The organism is Kitasatospora sp. NBC_00070, from assembly GCF_045041205.1.
Classification (GTDB): Bacteria; Actinomycetota; Actinomycetes; order Streptomycetales; family Streptomycetaceae; genus Kitasatospora.
Window position 1 is genome coordinate 1,253,462 of record NZ_CP108247.1, and the last position, 23,828, is coordinate 1,277,289.

Here is a 23,828-nt window from a genome sequence, read left to right on the forward strand (position 1 = left end):
CCCCTGGGGGCGAGGGCCGGCAGGCCGGTCTGCTCACCCGGCCGGCCGTCGGCGCAGCCTTCCCTGCCGGACGCGCTCGACCACGGACGCGGCGCGGCCGGCGAGCCGGCCGAGACCGTAGCCGACGGCGGTGCCGAGGACAGCCCCGAGCACGACGTCCTGCGGGTAGTGCACGCCGACCAGCACCCGGGAGGCGCCCATCGCGACCGCCAGCAGCAGCGCGAGCCCGCCGAGGCGGCGGTCGACCTGCCACAGGACGGCCGCGCCCGCGAAGACGACGACGGTGTGGTTGCTGGGCAGCGACCAGTCACCGGCGCCGGGGCAGGCTTCGAGGGTCCGCCCCGCATCCAGCACCTGGCACGGCCGGGGCTCCCGCAGCACCGACTTGAGAAGCGTGTCGGCGGCGAACGCCACGACCACCACGAGTGGGGCGGCCAGGGCCCGCGCCAACGCCGCGCCGTCGGCCCGGCGGGCGCGCCACCAGGCGGCGGTCATCAGCACGGCCAGCAGGACCACGCCACAGGCGGAGAACGCCGCGACGGTGTGCTGCACCGGTACGGGCAACTGCTGGGCCCAGTGGTCGATCCGCAGATACAGGCCGCCGCCGAGCGGACGGCCGTCCAGGGCGAGCGCGCGCACGGGGCCGGTCACCGCGCCCTGGCCTGGCGGCGGGAGCGCAGCACCTCCAGCAGGAGGGGCAGCAGGGAGACGGCGACGACGACCGCGATGATCGGCAGCAGGTACTGGTCGACGTTCGGGATCGAGGACCCGAGTGCGTAGCCGCTCAGCACCAGACCGACCGTCCACACCAGGCCGCCGACGACCTGCCAGAGGGCGAAGGTCCGGGCGCTGACGCCGAGCGCGCCGGCCACCGGGTTGAGGACGGTGCGCACGACCGGGACGAAGCGGGCGAGCACGACGGCCTTGCCGTGACCGTACCGGTCGAGAATCTCCTCGGCGCGCCGGGTGCCTTCGTGCAGGTGCCTGTTGCGGGAGCGGGCGAGCAGGGCGCGCCCGCCCCGGCGTCCCAGCAGGTAGCCGACCTGCGCGCCGGCGAGGGCGCCGACCACGGCGGCGGCCAGGACCTGGGTGAGGTCCAGCCGGGGGCCGCTGTGCGCGCCGGTGGTGCAGAGCAGACCGGCGGTGAACAGCAGCGAGTCGCCGGGCAGGAAGAACCCGACGAGCAGGCCGGTCTCGGCGAACATGACCACGGCGATGCCCAGTGCGCCGAACGCGGCCAGCAGCGACCCGGCGTCCAGCGGGTTCACCGCCGACAGGGTGGAGGAGGAGAGCATCGTGCGGCGCCTTTCCGGGTGGGACGGTACGGCCGGTGGCACGTCCTGCGGTGGTGCGCGGCATCGTGCCGGGGCCGTCGTGTTCAGCATGGCCGGGTCCTGCTGAAGGGTTCCTGAAGACCTGAAGGCGTCTTCAGCTCCCGGCGTCGGCCACCTGACACCCTGGGGGTATGCGCGTACTAGTGGTGGAGGACGAACGGCGGCTGGCCCTGGCGATCAAGCACGGCCTGGAGGTCGAGGGCTTCAGCGTCGACATCGTGCACGACGGCCTCTCCGGGCTGGCCCGCGCCACCGACCACGCCTACGACGTGATCATCCTCGACATCATGCTCCCCGGCCTCAACGGCTACCGGGTCTGCTCCCGCCTACGGGCCGCCGGGAGCGACGCGGGCATCCTGATGCTCACCGCCAAGGACGGCGAGTGGGACGAGGCCGAGGCGCTGGACACCGGCGCCGACGACTACCTCTCCAAGCCGTTCTCCTTCGTCGTCCTGGTCGCCCGCCTCAAGGCGCTCGCCCGCCGCATCGGCTCCCGCGCACCGCGCCGCACCGTCCTCGGCGACCTGGTGGTGGACTCCGCCGCGCGGACCTGCACCCGGGCCGGTACGCCGATCGCCCTGACGCCCCGTGAGTTCGCGCTGCTCGACCAGCTCGCCCGCCGGGCCGGGGAGGTGGTCTCCAAGCGGGACATCCTCGAATTCTGGGACAGCGACCCCGACAGCGACCCGAACACCGTCGAGGTGCACATCAGTGCCCTGCGCCGGAAGATCGACGCTCCGTTCGGACGCTCCGCCGTCCAGACCGCGCGCGGGGCCGGCTACCGGCTGGCGGCCGACGGTGGCTGACGACCCGGCGGGGTTCCGCGCCGTCCGGCGCATCGCGCACCGGGTCTCGGAGCGGGCCCGGCGCAGTCCGCGAGCCGCCGCAGCCCTGCGCCGGCTCGCCCCACGGTCGGTCCGGACCCGCACCACGATCGCGGCCTGCGTGGGCGTCGCCCTGGTCCTGCTGGTCGCCTCCGCGGCCGTGCTGGTCCTGCTGCGCGTCAACCTGGAGCGCACCGTCGAGGCGGGGGCCAGGGAACAGGCCCAGGTGGTCGCCGGGATCGCCGCCGACGGGCACCTGCCCGACCAACTCCCGCTCGGCCACGGCACCGACTTCATCCAGGTCACCGACGCCGCCGGCACCGTCGTCGCCGCCAGCCAGAACCTGACGGGCCGCCCGGCCCTCACCCCGGCCGACGGCGAGGACGGCCACGATGTCCTCGACCTCGACGGGCTCGGCGACGAGCACCGCCAACGCGTCGCCACCCTGACCACCGGCACCCCGACCGGCCCCGTCACCATCCGGGTCGGCGCGTCCCTGCACACCGCCGACACCGCCGAGGACCTCACCACCGCCGCCCTCGCCGCACTCAGCGCCCTGCTGATCGCCACGGTCGGCGCGGTCACCTGGCGGGCGACCGGCCGCGCCCTGCGCCCCGTCGAGTCGCTCCGTGCCGAGGTGGCGGCCATCGGCGACCGCGACCTCGACCGCCGCGTCCCCGATCCGGGCAGCGACGACGAGATCGCCCGGCTCGCCCACACCATGAACGGCATGCTCGACCGCCTCGAAGGCGCCGGGATCCGCCAGCGCCGCTTCATCGCCGACGCCTCCCACGAACTGCGCAGCCCGCTGGCCGTCCTGCGCACCCAACTCGAGGTCGCCCACACCCACCCCGACCCGGCGGTCCGCGCGGACATGGTCGCCGGGGCCCTCCAGGACATCGACCGCCTCCAGTCCCTCGCGGCCGACCTGCTGCTCCTCGCCCGCCTGGACGCCGCCGGCCACGACGGCCGCTCGGAGCCGGTCGACCTCGCCGACCTGGTCGGCACCGCCGCCGGGGCCCGGGCCGGGCAACACCCCGGGATCACGCTCGACCTCGCCGACCGGCCGATCGTCACCGGCAACCCGCTGTGGCTCGGCCGGCTGCTCACCAACCTCCTCGACAACGCCGGGCGCCACGCCCGCAGCCGCGTCACCGTGCACCTCACGTTCGACCCGCGGACCGCGCAGGCCGTCCTGGACGTCGGCAACGACGGCCCCGCCATCGACCCCGCCGACCGCGAGAAGGTCTTCGAGCGGTTCACCCGTCTCGACCACGCCCGCAGCCGCGACGACGGCGGCACCGGCCTCGGTCTCCCCATCGCCCGCGACATCGCCGCCCTCCACGGCGGCACCCTGACCGTCCTCGGCACCCCGGACGGCTGTACGTTCCGCACCCGCCTGCCCGCCCACCTCCAGCCGAAGCGGTTCCGGGCGACCCCGCTCGGTGCTCCGTTCGGAGACCCGTAAGGTTTGCTTAGGCAAACCTAATCAACAGCCCGAGGGCACCCGGGCGGGGACATCGGCAGGGCGGGGAGCGCAATGGAGCACGGCAGCCAGGGGGCCAGGCGCCCGCACGGCGAACTGCTCGCGGACGTGCTGGCGCTGCTCTGGGCGGCCGACGGCCCGATGACGCCCCAGCAGGTCAACGCGGCGCTCGGCCGGAACCTGGCCAGGACCACGGTCACCACCATCCTGATCCGCCTGCACGAGAAGGGCACCCTGGTCCGGGTGCGCTCGGGGCGCGGCTTCGCCTACTCGGCGGCCGACGACGCCGCCGGGCTCGCCGCCGGCCGGATGCGCCGCGAGCTCGACGGCGAGGCCGACCGGGACCTGGTGCTCAAGCGGTTCGTCTCCGCCCTCTCCGAGGGGGACGAGGACGTCCTGCGCCTCCTCCTCCAGCAGCCCGGGACGCCCGAGGACGGCGCATGACCCTCGCCCTGCTGCTCATCCTGCCGGCCCTGGCGTTCCCCTGGGGCGCGGCGGCGGCAGCCCGCCGGCTCGCCGCCGTCCTCCCCCCGCGCGAGGCGTGCGCCGCGATCACCGGGACCGCGGTGCTCGCCGCCGGTGGCACCGGGGCGGCGCTGTTCGGGCTCGCCCAGGTCCCGCTCCTGGCCGGTCTGGAGCAGCTCTCCCTGCCCCAGGTGGCGGCCCAGTGGCCGGCCGCCATCCCCGTCGCCTGCCTCGCCGCGGCAGTGCTGGCGACGCAGCTGTTGCTGGTGGCACGCCGCTGGATCGAGCACCGCGCGCTGCTCGCCCGCGCCTGGGCGGCCACCGCCGACGCCGAGGCCGACGCCGACCTGCTGGTGCTCCCGGGCGAGAGCCCCGACGCCTTCGCCCTGCCCGGCCGGCGGCGCAACACCGGGCGCGTGGTGGTGACCCGGGGCATGCTCCAGGCGCTCAGCACGGAGGAGCGCGAGGTCCTGCTGGCCCACGAGCGCGCCCACCTGACGGGCCGTCACCACCTGCTGTCCGTCACCGTGTACCTGGCCGCCGCCGTCCACCCGGCCCTGCGCTCCCTGCGCCCGGCGCTGGACTTCCACCTGGAGCGCTGGGCGGACGAGGCGGCCGCCGCCTCGGTGGGCGACCGCCGCCTGGCCGCGACCGCCATCGCCCGCGCGGCCCTCGCCGGGGCCTCGGCCGCCCGGCAACGCCGAGGTCCGCTGCTGGCGATGGCCACCGGACCGGTGCCGCAACGCGTCGCGGCCCTGCTCGGGCCGGCGCCCGCCCGTCCCGCCGCACGCGGCGCCCGGGCCGCGGCCCTGGGGCTGGCCCTGTCGGTGGTCGCCTCCGCCCTGGTGGCATCGGGGCTGGCGTACGGGTTGCACGAGTACGTGGAACTGGCCGCCGAGACGATCCGCGGGCGCTGACCGGGCCCAGGCCACCTGAGCTCGGGGCTCTCGGCTGGATCAACCTCACGGCACCGGACCGGTCGGCCGCAGGACCGGCTGCCGGTGATCCCGGCGGCGCCTGTCGTCGGCCGGCGGCGAAAAGTATCAGTCGAGTGTCGACCCCTTCCGTACTCCCCGGTCAGCGGCTACCGTCCCCGACTAACAAAGTTAGTTTTATGACGGCAAGGTGGCCCCGATGACCGAGAGAACCGTCCCCTCCTCCGACGCCGAGCGGCTGGCCGCCCTCGGCTACCGCCAGGAGCTGCGCCGCAGCCTCGGCGTGCTCGGCAACATCTCGATGGGCTTCGCCGTGGTCTCCCCGGTGGTGGGCCTCTACGCGGTGGCCCAGGTCGGCATGAGCATCCGGGGCGGCGCCTGGGTCTGGGCCCTGCCGGTCTGTCTGCTCGGCCAGCTGCTGGTGGTCGCGGTGTACTCCGAGCTCGCCTCGCAGTGGCCGCTGGCCGGTGGCGCGTACCAGTGGGCCCGGCGGCTGGTCGGGCCCGGCTTCGCCTGGATGAGCGGCTGGCTCTGGCAGTTCGCGGTGATGTTCGCCAACACCACGGTCGCCTACCTGGCCGCCCCCTGGCTGTTCGCACTGGTCGGGGCCACCCCCACGCCCGCCGGACTGGTGCTGGTGGCCGCCGGGTTCATGCTCTGCTGCACGCTGGTCAACGCGTACGGGATCAACCTGCTGCGCTGGTTCGTCTCGGCCGGGATCGCGGCCGAACTGATCGCCTCGGTGCTGGTCGGCCTGGCCCTGTTGCTGTTCTTCCGGCAGCACGGCTTCGCGCTGCTCACCGACAGCCTGGACGCCTCCGCCGGCACCGGCACCGGCGGGCTCGGCTCGCTGCTGGCCGTGATCGCGGTCGGCGGCTGGGCCTTCATCGGCTTCGACGCCTGCGTCTCCACCGCCGAGGAGACCAAGGACGCCGCCCGCCAGGTGCCGCGCGCGATGCGCTGGGCGCTGCTCAGCGTCGGCGTGGTGGTGATCCTGAACGCCGTCTCGGTGGTGCTCGCCCATCCCGACCCGGCCGCCGTGGTCTCCGGTGCGGACCTCGACCCGGTCACCACCGCCGTGGTGACCGGCTTCGGCGACTGGGCGGCCAAGCCCTTCGTCCTGGTGGTCGTGGTCAGCTTCACCGCCTGCCTGATGGCCTCCCAGGGCGGGGCCGCCCGCGGCCTCTACTCGCTCGCCCGGGACGGCGTCTTCCCGTTCTCCCGCCAGGTCCGCAAGGTGAACCGCCGGCAGGCCCCGATCGGCGGGCTGGTCGCCGCCACCCTGGTCAGCACCGCCGCTCTGCCGCTCGGCCTGGAGTCCACCGCGATCGGCAGCCTGATCACCTTCGGCAGCGCGGCCACCTTCCTGCCGTTCTTCCTGCTCAGCGTGGCCGCGCTGACCGCCAGGCTGCGCGGCGGCTGGCGCCCGGCCGGCGCCCTCTCGCTCGGCCGCTGGGGCACCCCGGTGAACCTGCTCGCCGTGCTCTGGACCGGCTTCGAGGTGGTCAACATCTGCTGGCCGCGCGCCGTCCTGGTGCCGCCGGGCGCCCCCTGGTACCAGGTCTGGGCCGCCCTGCTCGGGGTCGGGCTGGTCACCCTGGCCGGCTTCGGCTACCTGCTGGTGCGCCGGCCCCAGCGCCTGATGACCGGTCAGCCCGACCCCGTGACGGCCTGACGGTCACTGCTGCCAGGACCGCCAGAGCGCCGCGTACGGACCGTCGGCGGCGACCAGTTCGTGGTGGCTGCCGAGCTCGGTGAGCCGGCCGTCCTCCATCACCGCGACCCGGTCGGCGTCGTGCGCGGTGTGCAGCCGGTGGGCCACCGCGATCACCGTCCGGCCCGCCAGCACGGCGGCCAGCGCGCGTTCGGTGGCCCGGGCGGCGGTCGGGTCCAGCAGGGCGGTGGCCTCGTCCAGGATCAGCGTGTGCGGGTCGGCCAACACCACCCGGGCCAGCGCGAGTTGCTGGGCCTGGGCGCCGCCCAGCCGGTGACCGGCCGGGCCGAGCTCGGTGTCCAGACCGTCCGGCAGCGGGTGCGCCCAGCCCACCGCGTCCAGCGCGGCCAGCAGGTCGCCGTCCCCGGCCTCGGGGGCGGCGATCCGCAGGTTGTCCCGCAGGGTGCCGAGGAAGACGTGGTGCTCCTGGGTGACCAGGACGACCTGGCGGCGCAGCGCCTCCGGGTCGAGGTCGGCGATCGGCACCCCACCGACCGTCACGCTGCCGGTGCGCGGCCGGTCCATGCCGGCCAGCAGCCGGCTCAGCGTGGTCTTGCCCGAGCCGGACGGGCCGACCACGGCGATCCGCTCCCCCGGACGGACCGTCAGTTCCACCCCGTGCAACACGTCCGGGCCGCCGTCGTAGGCGTACCGGACGCCGGTGACCTCGATCCGGTCGTCGACCGGCGTGCCCACGGCGGCGCTCGGAGTCCTGGGCGCCCCGGCGATCCCCTCCACCCGGGCGAACGAGGCGCCGCTGCTCTGGAGTTGCTCGATCTGCATCAGCACGACGTCCACCGGGTCGGCCAGCCGGCGCAGGTACATCGCGGTGGCCACCACACTCCCCAGGCTGAGCACGCCGTGCGCGTGCAGCGGTCCGCCGACCAGCAGGACGATCGCCACCGGCACCAGGTAGGAGGCGTCGATCACCGGGAAGAACACGCTGCGCAGGAACAGCGTCCGGAGCCGGGCCAGGCGGGCGGTGCCGATCGCCAGTTCGGCGGCGGCCGTCCGGCGCTGCTGGAGGCCGAGCGCGTCCACCGTCCGGGCCCCGGCTGCGGTGGCGGCCAGCACCTCGGCGACGACCGAGTTGGCCGAGCCCTCCGCCAGGTAGGCGGCACGAGCGCGGCGCAGGTACCAGCGGGTACCGAACCAGATGCCCGACAGGCCGAGCAGGCCGCAGGCGCCGAGCAGCGGGTTGATCACGAAGACCGCGCCGAAGATGAACGCGACCTCGAGGCCGGCGATGAAGATCTTCGGTACGGAGTCCCGCAGGGTGGTGCCGACGGCCGCCACATCAGTGGTGCCACGGGCCGTCAGATCGCCGGTGCCCGCCTGCTCGACCACGGTCGGCGGCAGGTCCAGGGCCCGGTCGACGAACTGCTCCCGGACCCGGGCGGAGGTCCGCTCGCCGATCCGGTGCCCGAGGTAGCGGGCCTGGCGGGTGAACAGCAGTTGCAGCAGCGCGCAGAGCACCACGGCCGCCGCGAGCCGGTCCACCGCGGCCACGCCGCCACCGTTGCCCACCTGGTCGACGATCCGGCCGAGCAGCGCGGGGCCGGCCAGCCCGGTGGCGGCAGCCAGCACATTGAGCGTCAGCACCCCGCCCAGCGACCGGCGGTCCTGCCGGAGCAGGCCACGGGCGGCCCGGCGCACCTCACGCACGCCGGCGACCGGGAGTTGGTGGTCGGTGGCGGTGCTCATCGGACGGACTCCTCGGCAGGACGCGGCGCGGGCAGGTCGGTGGCAGCCGGCTCTGCGGGCGCCTCCTCCCGGGTGACCAGGGCCCGGTAGCCGGGGTGGTCGCGGAGCAGTTCGCGGTGCGGGCCGGTGGCGGCCACCCGGCCGTCGACCAGGTGCACGACGGTGTCGGCCCGGTCCAGCAGCAGCGGTGAGGTGCTGGTGACCAGGGTGGTACGGCCCGCCCGGAAGGTCCGGAGCCCGGCGGCCATCACCGCCTCGGTGTGCGAGTCGACGGCCGAGGTCGGCTCGACGGCCAGCAGGATCTCCGGGTCGGCCAGCAGCGCCCGGGCCAGCCGCAGCCGCTGCCGCTGCCCGCCGGACAGGTTGCGGCCCTCGGCCTCGACCGGCGACTCCAGCCCGGCGGGCAGCCCGCGCAGCACGTCCAGGGCGGCGGCCGCTTCGAGTGCCTCCAGCAGCGCCTTGTCCTCCCGGTCCTGTCGACCACCGAGCAGCTCCCGGAGCGGGCCGGCGAACAGCGCCGCCTCGTTGTCCGCGATCAGGATCCGCTCGCGCACCGTCGGCAGCTCGACCTGGTCCAGCCGGACGGTTCCCCAACTGGGGCTGTCCGCCGATGAGTCGGTGTCGGCGAACCGGGTCAGCCGGTCCACCACCGCGACGGCATCGGCGGGACGGGCGCAGGCCAGCACGGTGAGCCGGCCGGGCAGCACCTCGACCCCGGAACGGGGGTCGAGGAGCGGCGCGGGGCCGTCCGGGGCGTCCGCTCCGGCGTTGCTCGGACGGGGCGTCAGGGTGAGGAACCGCACCGTACGGCGGGCCGCCACCAGCCCCCGGCTGAGGTCCTGGCCGCCCTCCATCAGGAACCAGACCGGGATGTTCAGCGCCGCCGTGTACCCGAACACCGCGACCAACTCGCCGATGGTGATGGTGCCCTGGGCCGCCAGCCGGGCGGCGGCCCAGGTGACCACGGCCACGAACAGGATCGGCAGCCCGGCCCCGATCGACTGGATCCAGCTGGTCACCGCGCCGACCCGGTAGCCGTCCGCCAGCAGCAGCTGCGAGTCCTGCCGGTACCGGGCGGCGTACATCTCCTTGCCGCCGAGCCCGTGCAGTACCCGAAGACCGCCGACCAGGTCCTCGAACCGGCCGGCCAGCCGACCCTGCCGGTCGCGGTAGCGGGCCTCGGTCTCCTGGAGCCGGCCGAGCAGCGGCCCGATCAGCAGCGCGAGCGCCGGGACACCGAGCAGCACCAGCACCGCCAGCAGCGGGGAGATCTCCAGCAGCAGGTACGCGACCGTCAGGTACGCGATCACCGCACCGACCCCCGGGCCGGTGAAGGTCAGGGCCGCGCTCATCCGCTGGACGTCGGAGACGCCGATGGTCACCAGTTCACCGGCGGCCGCCTGCCGGGACAGCGCCGAGCCGAGCCGGACGGCCTGCCGGACCACCACCCGGACGGTGCGGAAGGTGGCGTCCATCCGGACCTTGGTCATGGTGCGGTGCCGGGCGACACCGACCAGCGCGTTCAGTCCTCCGGCCACCACCAGGGCCAGCGACCAGCCGACCAGCGCACCGGGACGGTCGGCCTTCAGCCCGTCGTCGACCGCGCGGGACAGCAGGTAGGACGGGAGGATCAGCCCCAGCATCCAGAGTGTGCCGAACACCGCCCCCGCCACCGACCGGCCGGGCTGACTGGCCACCAGCCACCAGAGGTACCGCCCGGCGCTGCGCACGTCCGGCTCGCCCGGATCCTGATTTGGTTCGGTCACGGCCGTACCCTAGCCGGGCCGCCCGCCGCCGGGCCCCCGATTTTTCGGCCGGGGCGCTGGTCAGCCCGGCAGCAGCTCGCGCGCCACTCGTTCCCGGGCGGGGCGGGCTCGGCCGCCACCGCAGTCTGCTCGACCTCGCCGAAGGGCACCGGATGCGAGTCGACCGGGCGACGGCCGATCAGCGTGATCCGCAGGTGGGTCGGCGGGTGGGTGGAGTCCACCGCACCTGCCTCCCGGACGGACAACCGCAGTCGGCGCTCCCGCTCGAGCGGGGTCAGGCTGCCGGGCAGTGCACCGAGTTGGGCCCACAGGTCCGCCTCGGGGCGGCCGGCGTTCGGGCCGCTCCGCTGTCCCGGCCGGCCGGCGCCTGGTCGCCGTTCAGCAGGGCGTCGAACAGTCCCTCCGCCCTGGCCTGGGTCCTGCGCTTCCCGGCCTCCGTCCGGCGCTTCTCCCGCTCGGCCCGGCGGCGCTTCTTCGGATCCGACTCCCGGGCGGGTTCGGCCGGTTCGAGGTTCCATTCGCAGCCCGGGCACCAGACCGGGAACCGCTCGTCGGTTTCCAGCACGGCGGCGCAGTCCGGGCAGGAACCCGGGCTCGCGCGGTGGCGCGCGCCGGTCGCGTCGACAGGGGCGGGCATGGGCCGGAATCATGCCAGCGCTCGAGCGGGCACCCTCCGGGGGGGGCACGCACCGTCCGCGACACGCCGGGTCCGGCACTGGCGGGCCGTGCCGCACCCGGCGCAGGATGGGCCCGGTACCGGCCGGTCGAGCGAGAGCGTGAAGCGATGAGCCCCAAGCCCGAGCAGTACGACGTGGTGGTCCTCGGCGGAGGTCCGACCGGTGAGAACCTGGCCGACCGGGCCAAGGCCGCCGGGTTGAGCACCGTGCTGGTGGAGAGTCAGCTGATCGGCGGCGAGTGCTCGTACTGGGCCTGCATGCCGAGCAAGGCGCTGCTCCGCCCCTGGCTGGCGCTGGCGCACGCCCGGGCCCTGCCGGGCACCCGACAGGCCGTCACCGGGGAGCTGGACGCGGCCGCCGTGCTGGCCCGCCGGGACGAGTTCACCTGGCACTGGCACGACGACAGCCAGGTCGAGTGGCTCCGCTCCACCGGGATCGAGCTGGTCCGGGGCCACGGCCGGCTGGCCGGCGAGCGGGCCGTCCTGGTGGACGGCGAACGGCTGCTGACGGCCCGGCACGCGGTGGCGGTCTGCACCGGCACCCGGGCCGGCCTGCCCGAGGTGCCGGGACTGGCCGAGGCCCGCCCGTGGACCAGCCGGGACGCCACCAGCGCGGCCAAGGTGCCGGAGCGGCTCGCGGTGGTCGGCGGCGGCGTGGTGGCGGTCGAGATGGCCACCGCCTGGCAGGGGTTGGGCTCCCGGGTGACCCTGCTGGCGCGGGGCGGCGGACTGCTGGACCGGATGGAGCCGTTCGCCGGCGAGCTGGTCGCAGCGGGGCTGACCGCCGCCGGGGTGGACGTCCGCTTCGGCACCGACGTCACCCGGCTGGCCAGGACCGGCGGCGAGGTGACGCTCACCCTCGCGGACGGCGGCACGGTGGTCGCCGACGAGGTGCTGTACGCGACCGGGCGGGTGCCGCGCACCGACGACATCGGCCTGGAGACCGTCGGGCTGACGCCCGGGTCCTGGCTGGACGTCGACGACTCCTGCCTGGTGCGGGCCGTCGAGGGCGACTGGCTGTACGCCGCCGGGGACGTCAACCACCGGGCGCTGCTGACCCATCAGGGCAAGTACCAGGCCCGGATCGCCGGGGCCGCGATCCGCGCCCGGGCGGCCGGCTCGGCCGTCGACACCTCGCGCTGGGGCCCGCACGCCGCCACCGCCGACACCGCCGGGGCGCCCCAGGTGGTGTTCACCGAACCGGAGGCGGCCGCGGTCGGCCTGAGCCTGGCCGAGGCGGAGCGGGCCGGACTGCGGGTCCGCGCGGTGGACCAGGAGATCGGCAACGTGGCCGGCGCCTCGCTGTACGGCGACGACTACCGGGGCACCGCCCGGCTGGTGGTCGACCTGGACCGGGACGTGATCGTCGGCGCCACCTTCGTCGGCCCCGCCGTCGCCGAGCTGCTGCACTCCGCCACCGTCGCCGTGGTGGGCGAGGTGCCGATCGCCCGGCTCTGGCACGCGGTTCCCGCTTATCCGACCATCAGCGAGGTCTGGCTGCGGCTGCTGGAGAGCCTGCGGGGCTGACCGTTCGCTCGTTGGCAGGAAAAAGTACGTACCCGTATGACTTGACGGTGGTTCGTGTGCTACTCAAGGGAACTGTCGGAACTCGACGCCGAGTTGACACTCCTGGAGGAGCACACGATGCACCAGCCGGACGAGGCCACATCCCGTCGTTCCTTTCTGGGCCTGGCCGGCGCGGCCGCCGCGGGCTCGGCCACCCTGTTGCAGGTCATGACGGGAGCCGTCCCGGCCACGGCGGCGGCCGCCACCGACGGGCTGACCGCACCGGCCCCCCGGGTCGGCGACGGGCGGACGGTGGCGGTCCTCGGGGCCGGTCCGGCCGGCCTGGCGGCCGCGCTCAGGTTCACCGAGGCCGGGTACCGGGTGACCGTGCTGGAGGCGCAGGGCCGGGTCGGCGGGCGCACCCTCACCGCCCGCCCCGGCGACCGGATCAGCGAGGTCTGGGCGGACGGCTCGGTCCGCAGCCAGACCTGCGGGTTCGACCACGGCCTCTACCTCAACCTCGGCGCCGGGCGCATCCCGTACCACCACCAGCGGGTGATCGACTTCTGCCGCAGGCTCAAGGTCCCGCTGGAGCCGTACGTCCACACCTCCACGGCCAACCTGTTCCAGACCGACAAGGCCTGGCGCGGCGCACCGCGCCCCAACCGCCGGATCGCCAACGACACCCGGGGCCACCTGGCCCAGCTGCTGGCCCGGGCCGTCCCGAAGGCCACCCCCGGCGTCGACGCGCTGACCCCGGCCCAGCGTGACCGACTGACCGGCCTGCTGGTCGAGTTCGGCGCGCTCACCGAGCAGGAGAAGGAGTACGTCGGCTCCACCCGGTCCGGCCTGGCGAAGACCCCGACCGTGACGCAGCCGGAGGAGGCGGTCGACCCGCTGCTCCTCAAGGACCTGCTGGCCAGCGGGTTCTGGCAGCACGGCTTCTACCAGGACGCCGAACTGCACTGGCACACCACGTCGTTCCAGCCGGTCGGCGGCATGGACACCACCTGGCGCCGCGCGGCCGCCGCGCTGCCGGCCGGCACGGTCAGGTTCAACGCCCCCGTCAACGCGGTCGAGTTGGACGGCACCGGGGTCAAGGTCGGCTGGACGGAGGACGGCGCCGAGCGGTCCGAGCGGTTCGACTACTGCCTGAGCAACATCCCGGTCTCGGTGCTGCACAGGCAGGTCACCCTGCGGGGGTTCACCGACGACTTCCGCTCGGCCGTCCAGGGCACCCCGTTCGCCGCCGCCTGCAAGGTCGGCTGGCAAGCCAACCGGCGGTTCTGGGAGTCCGAGCGGTACCAGATCTTCGGCGGCATCAGCCGGATCGACCACGAGATCACCCAGATCTGGTACCCGTCCAACGACTACTTCTCCCCCACCGACAAGGGCACCCTGACCGGTGCCTACAACTCGTACCGGAACGGCGAGCGGCTCGGTGACCGGCCGCACGAGGAGCGGCTCGGTGTCGCCCGGGCCGCCGCCACCAAGCTGCACGACGAGATGGCGAGCAACGCGATCGTGCCCGACGCCCTCGGCATGTCGATCGCCTGGCACAAGGTCCCGCACCAGCTCGGCGCCTGGGCGGACTGGACACCGGAGGTGCCGGAGCACAAGAAGCTCTACTCCACGCTGATCTACCCGCAGGGCCAGGACAACTTCTTCGTGATCGGCGATCAGGTCTCCGCCCTCCCCGGCTGGCAGGAGGGCGCCCTGATGTCCGCCGAGTGGGCCTACGAGTGGATCGTCAACGGCAAGCGCGCGGTCCGCGCCCCGGTCCACCAGGTGCCCGACGCCCGGGCGCTGACCACCGGGGAGCGCTGACCACACCCGCCCCGGGCAGCGCAGAATGGGTGCACCAGTCGGCGCAGCAGAACGGGAGTACCGTGCAGATCCGGATCGAGGCCACCGACCTGCCGGGGCTGAACTGCCCCGCCGCACCGGGGTTCCCCGGCTACGCCAACGTCCACGTCGCCGTCCAGCAGCGGCGGCAGCCCGCCGAGCTGCTCGACCCGCAGCCCGGTGACGCCGCCTCGGCCGGCTGGACGCTCGACTGCCGACCCTCCGCCACCGGCGCCGACCTGACGGGCCCGCAGATCCAGGGCGGCCCGGGTGCCAGGTTCGTCTACCTCTCCTGGGGCGGGCTCGGCGCCGACGGGACGTTCACCGTGTTCCGCCGCGCCAAGCTGATGCTCGACGCGGTCGAACCGGCCACCCTCGCCGCCGCCGTCCGGTCCGGCGTCCTGCTCGCCCGCCTCGGCCTGACCGACGCCCTCGGCCGGCCGCTCTGCGCGGCGGTCCGCCCGCCCAGGATCACCTGGTCGGGCGGCCTGTCCTGACTCACCGTCAGTCCGGCCGGCCCCGGCCGCGCCGGTCAGGCGAGGTCGACGGCGGCGTCCATCTCCCAGAGCAGCACCTCGGCGCCCGCCGGCCCCGCCGTGATCCGCTGACCCTCGGCCCCGCCGATCCGGGCGGCGTCGCCCTCGTGGAACAGGCCGCTGCCCTCCAGAGCGAGTTCACCGCGCGCCACGTACAGGTGGGCGAACGGGGCGGTGACGGTGTCGAGGGTCTCGGACGGCCGGAGCCGGGCCACGTGCAGGGCGGCGTGCTGCTGCCGGATACCGATCGCGCGCTGGTTGGCGTGCTTGGCCATCCCGGACGCCAGCGTGGTCCAACCGCCCTGGCCCAGCTGGTCGTTGATGTCGAGCTGCTCGTAGCCGGGGGCGATGCCGGCCGCGTCCGGGATCACCCACATCTGGATCAGCCGGACCGGGTCACGGTGCTCGGGCTCGCCGGTGAGCGTCCAGGAGTCGTTCTTCTCGCTGTGCAGGATGCCCGCGCCCGCGCTCATCCGCTGGGCCAGGCCCGGGTAGATGACGCCGTTGTTGCCCTCGGAGCCCTGGTGGACCAGGCCGCCGTCGAGCACCCAGGTGATGATCTCCATGTCCCGGTGCGGATGGGTGTCGAAACCGGTGCCGGGGGCGATCACGTCGTCGTTGGAGACCAGCAGCAGCCCGAAGTGGGTGTTGGCCGGATCCCAGTGCCGGGAGAAGGAGAACGAGTGGTGCGACTCCAGCCACCCGGCCCTGGTGTGGAACCGCTCGCCCGCCCGGCGGATGTCGATCGTGGAGGCCATCGGACCAACCCTTCTCTCGATGTTGTTGAATCCTAAACCACAACGGTCCCCGTCCGCATTCCCGGCGCGCTCCCGTGCACGGCCGGGCCACCCGGAGCAGACTGGCGAGCGGGATCTGCCCGACACTCACAGGTGGTGCGCCATGACCGAGACGCTGTTGGCCGTCGGTACCCAGAAGGGGCTGTTCCTCTGCCGCAGCCGGGACCGCAGGGAGTGGGACTTCAGCGGGCCGCACTTCGCGATGAACGCGATCTACTCGGTCGCCGTCGACCGTCGCGGCGACCGCCCGCGCATCCTGGTCGGCGCCGACAGCAGCCACTGGGGCCCGTCCGTCTGGTGGTCCGACGACCTCGGCACCACCTGGCAGGAGCCGAGCCGCCCGGCGGTCCGCTTCCCCGAACACACCGGCACCTCGCTGGAACGGGTCTGGCAGCTCCAGCCGGCCGGGCCCGAGGCCCCCGGCGTGGTGTACGCGGGCACCCAGCCCGCCGCGCTGTTCCGCTCCACCGACGGCGGCGAGAGCTTCGCCCTGGACGAGGCGCTCTGGTCGCACCCGCAGCGGGCCGAGTGGGACGCCGGGTTCGGCGGCCAGGGCCTGCACACCATCCTGCCCGACCCGCGCGACCCGGCCGTGCTGACCGTCGCGGTCTCCACCGGCGGCGTCTACCGCACCGAGGACGGCGGCGACAGCTGGCACCCGGCCAACACCGGCATCCGGGTCTCCTTCCTGCCGGACGAGCACCCGGAGTTCGGCCAGTGCGTGCACAAGGTCGCCGCCGACCCGGCCGACCCCGACCGGCTCTACCTGCAGAACCACGGCGGGGTCTACCGCAGCGACGACGCCGGCAAGCACTGGACCGACATCGGCGCCGACCTCCCCGCCACCTTCGGCTTCGGCCTGGCCACCCACCCCCGGCAGTCCGGCACCGCCTACCTCTTCCCGCTCGACGCCGACTACGCCCGGCTCCCGGTCGACCGCCGCTGCCGGATCTTCCGCACCACCGACGCGGGCGCCAGCTGGCAGCCGCTGGCCGCCGGTCTCCCCACCGAGGACCACTACGGCGTGGTGCTCCGCGACGCCATCTGCACCGACGACGGCGAACCGGCCGGGGTCTACTTCGGCAACCGCAACGGCGAGGTGTACGGCTCCGCCGACGCGGGCGACAGCTGGCGCCTGATCGACTCCCACCTGCCGGACGTACTCTGCGTCCGCGCCGTCACCCTGCCCTGAGCCCCGGCCCTGAGCCCTACCCCGGGCCGGGTCGGCCCCGGGCCCGCAGCACCAGCCCGAGCTGGGTGCAGAGCAGCAGGAAGCCGCTGGAGAGGCAGTACAGGCTGGACCACCAGGTCCGGTCGGCCCCGAGCAGTTGGGGCTGCGCCGACAGGTAGACCGTCAGGCAGATCAGGGCGTGCACACTCTGGGCGGCCGGACGCCAGGCGATGTCGTGCATGTCCTCCGGGTCCAGTGAGATCGGCACCAGGATCACCAGCACCGGGATCAGGACCAGGCCCATCGCACCCCACGGGATCCCGCCCGCCTCGACCGCGCCCGCGTACGGGCTCGACGGGATCCGCATCCGGTCGGTCGACAGCATTGCCATCGTCACCAGGGGAAGGAGCAGCCAGACCGCCACCTGACGCGACCTCACCCACCCGGCGCTGCCGTACGCCTCCGGTGGACCCCGGAACCGGCGGGTCGCCGTGAGCCGCCGCCGTGGCGGCCGCCGTACCGGCCGGACGTCAGGCACCCCCCACAGCAGCGGCCGTTCGGGGCCTCCCCGGCTCCACTCCCACTGCCTGACCCAGAGCGCGGCGACCTTCACCCAGAGCAGCCCGATCGCCAGCCAGCCCAGCACCAGGGCGCCGGTCAGCGGCGGGTCCGCCCCACCGGGGGTGGCGAACATCCAGAGGCTCGCCCCCACCGCCGACGCATAGGCGAATGCGGCACTGCCCCGGGCCACCCAGTCGAACGTCGCCTCTGTCACGGTCCCCCGAACTCCGACAAGTCCGGGGAGTATCGCACGGCCGTCCGGTCCGACAGCAGGGAGCGCACCGGGCACCTGCGGCGGCCCCGGCGCAACTGGTCGGACCACCGGTGCCACCCACCCGGTCCACGGCCCGCCCTGGTAGATCGAACAAGAGGCATCAGGGCACTCCTGACTTGCATTTACGATGCATCTGCGCACCTTGCCCTCGCTGAAGCGAGACGCAGGAACGGCGCGGAGCACAGGGAGTGGAACATGATCGTCGGGGATCTGCTGGCACTGGAGGACCTGCACATCGAGCTGGCCTGGGGCCCGGCCGAGCTGCTGGACCGTCAGGTCACCGGGGTCACCTCCACCGACCTGCGCGATCCGGCCCGCTATCTGCAGGCGGGCGAGCTGGTGCTCAGCGGCCTGGTCTGGTGGCGGCCGGACGACGCCTCCGGTGCACTGCGGTTCGCCACCGCGCTGCGCAGCGCCGGCGTCGCGGCGCTACTGGCGGGCGAGGGCACCCACGGCGCGGTGCCGGCCGCCCTGGTCGCGGCCTGCCGGCTGCACGGCATCCCGCTGCTCTCGGTCCCCGCCGACACCAGCTTCCGGGCCGTCACCGACCGGGTGTACCTGCGGCTGTGGGGCGACCTCCAGGCGGGCGACCAGGCCGTGGCGGCGATCCCGGAGACCACCCGGCGCGAACTCCTCGCCCTGCTGCCCGCCGACGGTGCGGCACTGGGCCCGCTGCTCGCCCACGCCGCCACCCGGCTCGGCCTGCCGGACTGCTCCGTGCGCACCACCGGCGGCCGACTGCTGGCCGGACCCCCGGACCAGGGCGCCGGACCGGCCGCGCAGCCCGTACCGGTCGGCGGCCCCGGTGACTCGCCGTTCGACGGCTGGCTGCTCCAGCCGCACACCGGCGACGCCTCCCCCACCCTGCTGCGCGGCCTGGCCGAGCTGCTCGCCCCACTGGCCACCTCGGCCCGGACCGCGGCCGCCGCCCGGCAGCGGGAGGCCCGGCGGCTGCTGGACCTGCTCGGCCAGGACGGGGCCGACCTGACCGAGGCGCTGTCCGGCTGCGGACTGCCCGCCGGCGGACCGCTGGTGCCGGTCCGGGCCGAGGGCGAGGGCCCGTACGTGCTCGCGGCGCTCACCGACGCCCTGGTGGAGTCCGGCCGGCCGTTCGCGGCGGCGGCCGACGCGGGCGGCGCGATCGCCCTGGTGGCGGCCGATCCGGCCACCGTGACGGCCGGGCTGCGACGGGCGGCCCCCCGGCTGCGCCGGATTCTGACGACCCGTCGGACCACGCCGGACCGGGCGCTGCGGATCGGGGTCGGCCCGGCGGCCCGCGCCGTGCCCGACGAGCTGCGGGCCGCGCTGGTGCAGGCCGCGTTCGCGCGCGAGGCGGGCGGCGAGGCGGGGGTCGGCAGCAGTGCCGAACTCGGCACGCTGGCCGCGCTGCTGCGGGGCGTACCGGCCGAGGTGACGGCGGCGTTCCGGCAGCGGCTGCTCGCGCCGCTGGCCGATCACGACCGGGAGCACAGCGTCTCGCTGCTCGGCACGCTGCGCAGCTTCCTGGACCACGACGGCTCCTGGGCCCGCACCTCGGAGGCGCTGCACGTGCACGTCAACACCGTGCACTACCGGGTGCGCCGGATCGAGGAGTTGACCGGGCGCAGCCTGGCCCGGCTGGAGGACCGGCTGGACCTCAGGGCCGCGCTGCTCTGCGGGCCGCTGCCGGTCTGAGCCCGGCTACCGCTCGGCCGCCCGGAGCCGTTCGCTGACCGTGCCGAGGCTCTCGGCGAGCACCACCAGCTGCTCGGGGGTGAGCACGTCGATCAGCACCTCCCGGACGGTGGCGACGTGCCCGGGGGCGGCCTCCCGGAGCACCCGCCAGCCCTTCTCGGTGAGCTCGGCGAAGACGCCGCGGACGTCGCTGGGACAGGACCGGCGGCCGACCAGCCCGCACTTCTCCAGCTGGGTCACCTGATAGGTGAGGCCGCTCTTGGAGGTGACCAGCCGGTCGGCCAGGTCGGTCATCCGGAGCGAGCCGTCCGGCGCGGCGGAGAGCTGCACCAGGATCTCGTACTGGGTGTGGGAGAGCCCGGCGCTCTCCTTGAGCTGCTGTTCGAGGCGGCGCTCGATCAGATTGCTCGCGGCCACGAAGCCCCGCCAGGCCGCCATCTCGCGCTCGTCCAACCACCGGGGCTCGTCCATGTCCCTATCGTACCCAGTTGTTCAAATTCGAACCAAGGTGTACCTTGGGCGACAGACGGTTCGAATTTGAACTAACAGGGACCACAGGAGTAGCCATGTCCGTCCGCCGCCTGAACCACGCCGTGCTGTACGTCCGTGACGTGGCCCGTTCCGTGGCCTTCTACACCGACACCTTCGACTTCAAGGTCGACGTCGAGATCCCCGGCCGCGCGGCCTTCCTGAGCGCCGCCGAGACGCTGAACGACCACGACCTCGGCCTGTTCGCGGTCGGCGCGGACGCCCCGGCGCCGCCGCGCGGCAGCGTCGGGCTCTACCACCTGGCCTGGGAGGTCGGCACGCTCGGCGAGCTGGCCGCGATCGCCGAGAAGCTCACCCGCTCCGGCTCGCTGGTCGGCGCCACCGACCACGGCGTCTCGAAGTCGCTGTACGCCCACGACCCGGACGGCATCGAGTTCGAGGTGATGTGGCGGGTGCCCCGCGAGGAGTGGGCCTCGGTCCAGAAGGCCAAGCTCCAGGGCCTCGACCTGCAGGCCGAGATCGACCGCTGGGGCACCGAGCTGAAGACCGGTGCGGCGGCCGGTTCGGCCACCTGAGACGCCCGAGGCACTTGAGGCACCCGTGCCACCCGGGGCACCGGGCCGCACGCACCGCGGGGCCGGCCGTCGGAACGGCCGGCCCCGCTGACGATCGTTCGGCTGCGGTCCGGTCAGAAGCCGGCCGCGTCGCCGCCCACCGCGAAGGCGTCGTCGCAGAGCGACTCGGCGTCGCCGCCGACCGCCGCCGCCGGGCCCTCCGCCCACGCGTCGCCACCGACCGCGCCCGCGAAGTCGACACCCTTCGCGTCGCCGCCGACCGCAGCGGCCGCACCCGTGGCGTCCACGTCACCGCCGACCGCCAGGGCGTCGCCGCCGCCGTGCGTCACGGCGTTGCCGCCGACCGCCAGCGAACCGTGCGGGTGGTGGTGGTGACCGTGGGCCGAGGCCACGCCGGCGCCGCCGAGCAGCGCGCAGCCACAGAGGGCGGCGGCAGCGGTGATCCTGGCAAGGGTCGTACGCATGAATCCTCCAAGTTGGTACGAGACGCCTGAAGGATCGGCAGTCCACGACCCGACCATGAGGCGGGTTCCGCCCCATCACCCGTCCGGCCCAGATCTTCCCCCCGACCGGAGCACCGCGGATCGCCCGGTGACGCCCTCTGTCGCGCGGCCGGGCCGGGCGGGCAGAGTGATCGCATGCAGACTCCACTCACCGTGCTGGACTTCCTTCGCCGGGCCGAGACGGTCTACGGCGACCGGATCGGCCTGGTCGACGAACCGGACCAACCCGCCCTCTCCTGGGGTGATCTGACCTACCGGCGGATGGCCGAGCTGGCCCGGGCCCAGGCGGCCGGGCTGGACCGGCTGGGCATCGGCCCCGGTGAGCGGGTCGCGATCGTCTCGCACAACTCGGCCCGGCTGATGACCGCGCTGTACGGGGTGAGCGGCTACGGCCGGGTGCTGGTGCCGGTCAACTTCCGGCTGAAGGCCGAAGAAGTGGCGTACATCGTCGAACAGAGCGGCGCCACCGCCCTGTTGGTCGACCCCGAGCTGGACCGGGCGCTGGCCGGGGTGCCGGTGCGGCACCGCTTCGTGCTCGGCGCGGAGAGCGACGCCCTGCTGTACGACTTCGGCAACGCCCCGGTCGAGCACCCGGTGGCCGAGTCGGACACCGCGACGATCAACTACACCAGCGGCACCACCGCCCGCCCCAAGGGCGTCCAGCTCACCCACCGCAACCTCTGGCTGAACGCGGTGCTGATGGGCCTGCACTTCGGGGCGGGCGACCGGGACGTCTACCTGCACACCCTGCCGATGTTCCACGCGAACGGCTGGGGCCTGCCGTTCGCGCTCACCGGGCTCGGCGCCCGGCACGTCGTGCTGCGCAAGGTGGACGGCGCCGAGATCCTGCGCCGGATCGACCGCCACGGCGTCACCTTCCTGTCCGGCGCCCCGGCCGTGGTGACCGCCGTGCTGGACGCCGCCGCCGACTGGGACGGCCCGGTACCGGGCCGCGACCGGGTCCGGATGATCGTCGCCGGGGCGCCGCCACCGACCTCGGTGGTGCAGCGGGTGGAGGCCGAACTCGGCTGGGAGTTCATGCAGTTGTACGGCCTGACCGAGACCGCCCCGATCGTCACGGTGAACCGGGGCCGGGCCGAGTGGGACGACCTGCCGCCCGCCGAGCGGGCCGAGCTGCTGGTGCGCCAAGGTGCCCCCGCGCTCGGCACCGAGCTGCGGGTGGACGAGGAGGGCGAGGTGCTGGTCCGCTCCAACACCGTGCTGGCGGGCTACTGGGAGCAGCCCGAGGAGACCGCGACGGCGCTGCGCGACGGCTGGTTCCACACCGGCGACGGCGGGGTGCTGGCGGACGGCTACCTGAGCATCTCGGACCGGAAGAAGGACGTCATCATCAGCGGTGGCGAGAACGTCTCCTCGATCGAGGTGGAGGACTGCCTGTACGCCCACCCGGCGGTGGCCGAGGTCGCGGTGATCGGGGTGCCGGACACCAAGTGGGGCGAGACGGTCAAGGCCCTGGTGGTGCTCCGGGACGGATCGGCGGGCGAGCAGCCCGAGTTGACCGCCCGGCTGATCGCGCACTGCAAGGAGCGGCTGGCCGGCTACAAGGCGCCGACCTCGGTCGAGTTCCGCACCGAGCTGCCCCGGACCACCACCGGGAAGCTGCAGAAGTTCCGGCTGCGCGAGCCGTACTGGGCCGGCCGGGCCAAGTCCGTCAACTGAGACCGACCCTCTCCGAAGGAGCACCGCACCGTGGTCGACGCCACCGCCGTACTGACCGACCTCCGGGCCGAGAGCGCCGAACTCGACGCCCTGGTCGCCGGACTGGACCCCGCCGGGTTCGCCACCCCGACCCCGGCCGAGGGCTGGACCATCGCCCACCAGGTCGCCCACCTGGCCTGGACGGACCAGTGGTCCCTGCTCGCCTGCCGGGACGGGGACCGGTTCACCGCCGAGGCGACGGCGATCTACGCGAGCGGCGTCGACCCGGTGGACGCCGGGGCCGCCGAGGGCGTGGGCGAGGATCCGGCCGCCCTGCTGGGCCGCTGGCGGGCCGGGAGGGAGGAACTGGCCGCCGAGCTGGCCTCGGTGGCCGGCTCCGGCCGACGGCTGCCGTGGTTCGGGCCGCCGATGAAGGCCGTCTCGATGGCCACGGCCCGCCTGATGGAGACCTGGGCGCACGGCCAGGACGTCGCCGACGCGCTCGGGGTGACCCGGCCGCCGACCGACCGGCTCCGGCACATCGCCCACCTCGGCATCCGGACCGTCGGGTTCGCGTTCGCGCTGCACGGCACACCCGTGCCCGAGGCCCCGATCCGGGTGGAACTGACCTCGCCGTCCGGCGAGTTGTGGACCTGGGGGCCGGCCGACGCGGTGGACTCGGTCCGCGGCCCGGCGCTCGACTTCTGCCTGCTGGTCACCCAGCGGCGGCGGCCGGACGAGCTGGACCTGACGGTCACCGGGCCCGTCGTGGCGGCCTGGCTGCCGATCGCCCAGGCCTTCGCGGGATTTCCCGGGAAAGGGCGATAAACCTTTCCATTCGCATTAATTGACGCTCTATCAATTCACTCTTGCGAGCGATAGGCAGATTCGTCGACGAATGATGGAATCTGCGGCATGAACCGACACCTCGGCATTCCCGTGCTCACCGTCCTGCTCAGCCTCACCGCTCCGTCACCCCTCGCCCAGGCCGCGCCCCGCACGGCCGTCGGGGTGGTGGACGCGTTCTTCGAGGAATACCGCCTGGCGGCCCTCGGCGAAATCGACGAGTTCCCGAAGGAGATCCGCGCCAAGACCCTCCCGCCCCCGCTGAACGCCGAACTCGACCGCTGGTCCGCCACCCACCACGGGGCGGATCCGGTGTTCCGCGCGAAGAACATCCCGCGCACCTGGTCCACCCGCTCCCTCGGCACCGGCACGGTCGCCGTGACCGAGACCTGGTACGAGGGCGGCACCCAGGAGGTCCGCTTCACCGTCCGACCGTCCACCCTGACCATCACGGCCGTCAACGACCCGCCGCCCCCGCGGAGCTGAGC

At 74.3% G+C, this 23,828-nt stretch carries 24 protein-coding genes; 14 read left to right on the plus strand and 10 right to left on the minus strand.

Annotation, left to right across the window (positions count from 1 at the left end):
* Nucleotides 1-33 precede the first annotated feature (33 nt).
* Together OHV05_RS05925 and OHV05_RS05930 are read right to left on the minus strand one after the other, a co-directional pair.
* Nucleotides 34-651 (minus strand): phosphatase PAP2 family protein, encoded by a 618-nt coding sequence (locus OHV05_RS05925; RefSeq protein ID WP_405016686.1) that lies wholly within the window; start codon nt 649-651, stop codon nt 34-36.
* A complete protein-coding gene (locus OHV05_RS05930) occupies nt 648-1,295 on the minus strand; it encodes a DedA family protein (RefSeq protein WP_405016687.1) in 648 nt (215 codons plus the stop codon). The genes OHV05_RS05925 and OHV05_RS05930 overlap by 4 nt, the downstream gene beginning before the upstream one ends.
* A gap of 170 nt (nt 1,296-1,465) precedes the next feature.
* Here OHV05_RS05930 and OHV05_RS05935 point away from each other — a divergent pair, with 170 nt between their 5' ends.
* The 5 genes from OHV05_RS05935 (at nt 1,466) to OHV05_RS05955 (ending at nt 6,719) form a co-directional block, all read left to right on the plus strand.
* Nucleotides 1,466-2,140, plus strand: a complete 675-nt coding sequence (locus OHV05_RS05935; RefSeq protein ID WP_405016688.1) for a response regulator transcription factor — start codon at nt 1,466-1,468, stop codon at nt 2,138-2,140.
* Nucleotides 2,133-3,626 (plus strand): sensor histidine kinase, encoded by a 1,494-nt coding sequence (locus OHV05_RS05940; RefSeq protein WP_405016689.1) that lies wholly within the window; start codon nt 2,133-2,135, stop codon nt 3,624-3,626. Before OHV05_RS05935 ends, OHV05_RS05940 begins: the two co-directional genes overlap by 8 nt.
* A 72-nt stretch (nt 3,627-3,698) precedes the next feature.
* Nucleotides 3,699-4,088, plus strand: a complete 390-nt coding sequence (locus tag OHV05_RS05945; protein WP_405016690.1) for a BlaI/MecI/CopY family transcriptional regulator — start codon at nt 3,699-3,701, stop codon at nt 4,086-4,088.
* Nucleotides 4,085-5,026, plus strand: coding sequence for a M48 family metalloprotease (locus tag OHV05_RS05950; protein WP_405016691.1), 942 nt, complete (start codon nt 4,085-4,087; stop codon nt 5,024-5,026). Before OHV05_RS05945 ends, OHV05_RS05950 begins: the two co-directional genes overlap by 4 nt.
* Nucleotides 5,027-5,243: 217 nt before the next feature.
* A complete protein-coding gene (locus OHV05_RS05955; RefSeq protein ID WP_405016692.1) occupies nt 5,244-6,719 on the plus strand; it encodes an APC family permease in 1,476 nt (491 codons plus the stop codon).
* 3 nt (nt 6,720-6,722) lie between these two features.
* On the opposite strand, the gene OHV05_RS05960 is transcribed toward OHV05_RS05955, so the two are convergent.
* Genes OHV05_RS05960 through OHV05_RS05975 form a run of 4 tightly spaced genes read right to left on the minus strand, consistent with a single transcriptional unit; the run spans nt 6,723 to nt 10,865 of the window.
* Nucleotides 6,723-8,462, minus strand: a complete 1,740-nt coding sequence (locus tag OHV05_RS05960; protein ID WP_405016693.1) for an ABC transporter ATP-binding protein — start codon at nt 8,460-8,462, stop codon at nt 6,723-6,725.
* A complete protein-coding gene (locus tag OHV05_RS05965) occupies nt 8,459-10,228 on the minus strand; it encodes an ABC transporter transmembrane domain-containing protein (protein ID WP_405016694.1) in 1,770 nt (589 codons plus the stop codon). The genes OHV05_RS05960 and OHV05_RS05965 overlap by 4 nt, the downstream gene beginning before the upstream one ends.
* A complete protein-coding gene (locus OHV05_RS05970) occupies nt 10,225-10,449 on the minus strand; it encodes a hypothetical protein (protein WP_405016695.1) in 225 nt (74 codons plus the stop codon). Before OHV05_RS05970 ends, OHV05_RS05965 begins: the two co-directional genes overlap by 4 nt.
* Nucleotides 10,450-10,502: 53 nt before the next feature.
* Complete coding sequence (locus OHV05_RS05975) at nt 10,503-10,865, minus strand: hypothetical protein (protein WP_405016696.1); 363 nt, start codon at nt 10,863-10,865, stop codon at nt 10,503-10,505.
* A gap of 147 nt (nt 10,866-11,012) precedes the next feature.
* Here OHV05_RS05975 and OHV05_RS05980 point away from each other — a divergent pair, with 147 nt between their 5' ends.
* The 3 genes from OHV05_RS05980 (at nt 11,013) to OHV05_RS05990 (ending at nt 14,752) form a co-directional block, all read left to right on the plus strand.
* Nucleotides 11,013-12,431 carry a dihydrolipoyl dehydrogenase family protein gene (locus OHV05_RS05980; RefSeq protein ID WP_405016697.1) on the plus strand — a complete coding sequence of 473 codons (1,419 nt, stop codon included), beginning with the start codon at nt 11,013-11,015 and terminating at the stop codon, nt 12,429-12,431.
* A 117-nt stretch (nt 12,432-12,548) separates the two neighbouring features.
* Nucleotides 12,549-14,237 (plus strand): flavin monoamine oxidase family protein, encoded by a 1,689-nt coding sequence (locus OHV05_RS05985; RefSeq protein WP_405016698.1) that lies wholly within the window; start codon nt 12,549-12,551, stop codon nt 14,235-14,237.
* Between the two features lie 62 nt (nt 14,238-14,299).
* Nucleotides 14,300-14,752 carry a DUF5990 family protein gene (locus OHV05_RS05990; RefSeq protein WP_405016699.1) on the plus strand — a complete coding sequence of 151 codons (453 nt, stop codon included), beginning with the start codon at nt 14,300-14,302 and terminating at the stop codon, nt 14,750-14,752.
* 35 nt (nt 14,753-14,787) lie between these two features.
* Here the strand turns inward: OHV05_RS05990 and OHV05_RS05995 are convergent, their stop codons facing one another.
* Complete coding sequence (locus OHV05_RS05995) at nt 14,788-15,549, minus strand: pirin family protein (RefSeq protein ID WP_405016700.1); 762 nt, start codon at nt 15,547-15,549, stop codon at nt 14,788-14,790.
* Between the two features lie 142 nt (nt 15,550-15,691).
* Here OHV05_RS05995 and OHV05_RS06000 point away from each other — a divergent pair, with 142 nt between their 5' ends.
* Complete coding sequence (locus OHV05_RS06000; RefSeq protein ID WP_405016701.1) at nt 15,692-16,780, plus strand: WD40/YVTN/BNR-like repeat-containing protein; 1,089 nt, start codon at nt 15,692-15,694, stop codon at nt 16,778-16,780.
* Between the two features lie 16 nt (nt 16,781-16,796).
* Here the strand turns inward: OHV05_RS06000 and OHV05_RS06005 are convergent, their stop codons facing one another.
* Nucleotides 16,797-17,534, minus strand: coding sequence for a hypothetical protein (locus OHV05_RS06005; protein ID WP_405016702.1), 738 nt, complete (start codon nt 17,532-17,534; stop codon nt 16,797-16,799).
* A 255-nt stretch (nt 17,535-17,789) separates the two neighbouring features.
* Between OHV05_RS06005 and OHV05_RS06010 the strand changes: the two genes are divergently transcribed.
* Complete coding sequence (locus tag OHV05_RS06010; RefSeq protein ID WP_405016703.1) at nt 17,790-19,268, plus strand: PucR family transcriptional regulator; 1,479 nt, start codon at nt 17,790-17,792, stop codon at nt 19,266-19,268.
* 6 nt (nt 19,269-19,274) lie between these two features.
* On the opposite strand, the gene OHV05_RS06015 is transcribed toward OHV05_RS06010, so the two are convergent.
* Nucleotides 19,275-19,739, minus strand: coding sequence for a MarR family winged helix-turn-helix transcriptional regulator (locus OHV05_RS06015; RefSeq protein ID WP_403040800.1), 465 nt, complete (start codon nt 19,737-19,739; stop codon nt 19,275-19,277).
* 95 nt (nt 19,740-19,834) lie between these two features.
* Here OHV05_RS06015 and OHV05_RS06020 point away from each other — a divergent pair, with 95 nt between their 5' ends.
* Nucleotides 19,835-20,332, plus strand: coding sequence for a VOC family protein (locus OHV05_RS06020; RefSeq protein ID WP_403040799.1), 498 nt, complete (start codon nt 19,835-19,837; stop codon nt 20,330-20,332).
* 113 nt (nt 20,333-20,445) lie between these two features.
* Here OHV05_RS06020 and OHV05_RS06025 read toward each other — a convergent pair whose 3' ends face one another.
* Nucleotides 20,446-20,796 carry a hypothetical protein gene (locus OHV05_RS06025; protein WP_405016704.1) on the minus strand — a complete coding sequence of 117 codons (351 nt, stop codon included), beginning with the start codon at nt 20,794-20,796 and terminating at the stop codon, nt 20,446-20,448.
* Between the two features lie 174 nt (nt 20,797-20,970).
* On the opposite strand from OHV05_RS06025, the gene OHV05_RS06030 reads away from it, so the two are divergent.
* The 3 genes from OHV05_RS06030 (at nt 20,971) to OHV05_RS06040 (ending at nt 23,826) form a co-directional block, all read left to right on the plus strand.
* Nucleotides 20,971-22,515 (plus strand): AMP-binding protein, encoded by a 1,545-nt coding sequence (locus OHV05_RS06030; protein ID WP_405016705.1) that lies wholly within the window; start codon nt 20,971-20,973, stop codon nt 22,513-22,515.
* Nucleotides 22,516-22,545: 30 nt separating this feature from the next.
* On the plus strand, nt 22,546-23,322 hold the full coding sequence (locus tag OHV05_RS06035; protein WP_405016706.1) for a TIGR03084 family metal-binding protein: 777 nt from the start codon (nt 22,546-22,548) through the stop codon (nt 23,320-23,322).
* An 87-nt stretch (nt 23,323-23,409) separates the two neighbouring features.
* A complete protein-coding gene (locus tag OHV05_RS06040) occupies nt 23,410-23,826 on the plus strand; it encodes a hypothetical protein (protein WP_405016707.1) in 417 nt (138 codons plus the stop codon).
* The last annotated feature ends 2 nt before the right edge of the window (nt 23,827-23,828 follow it).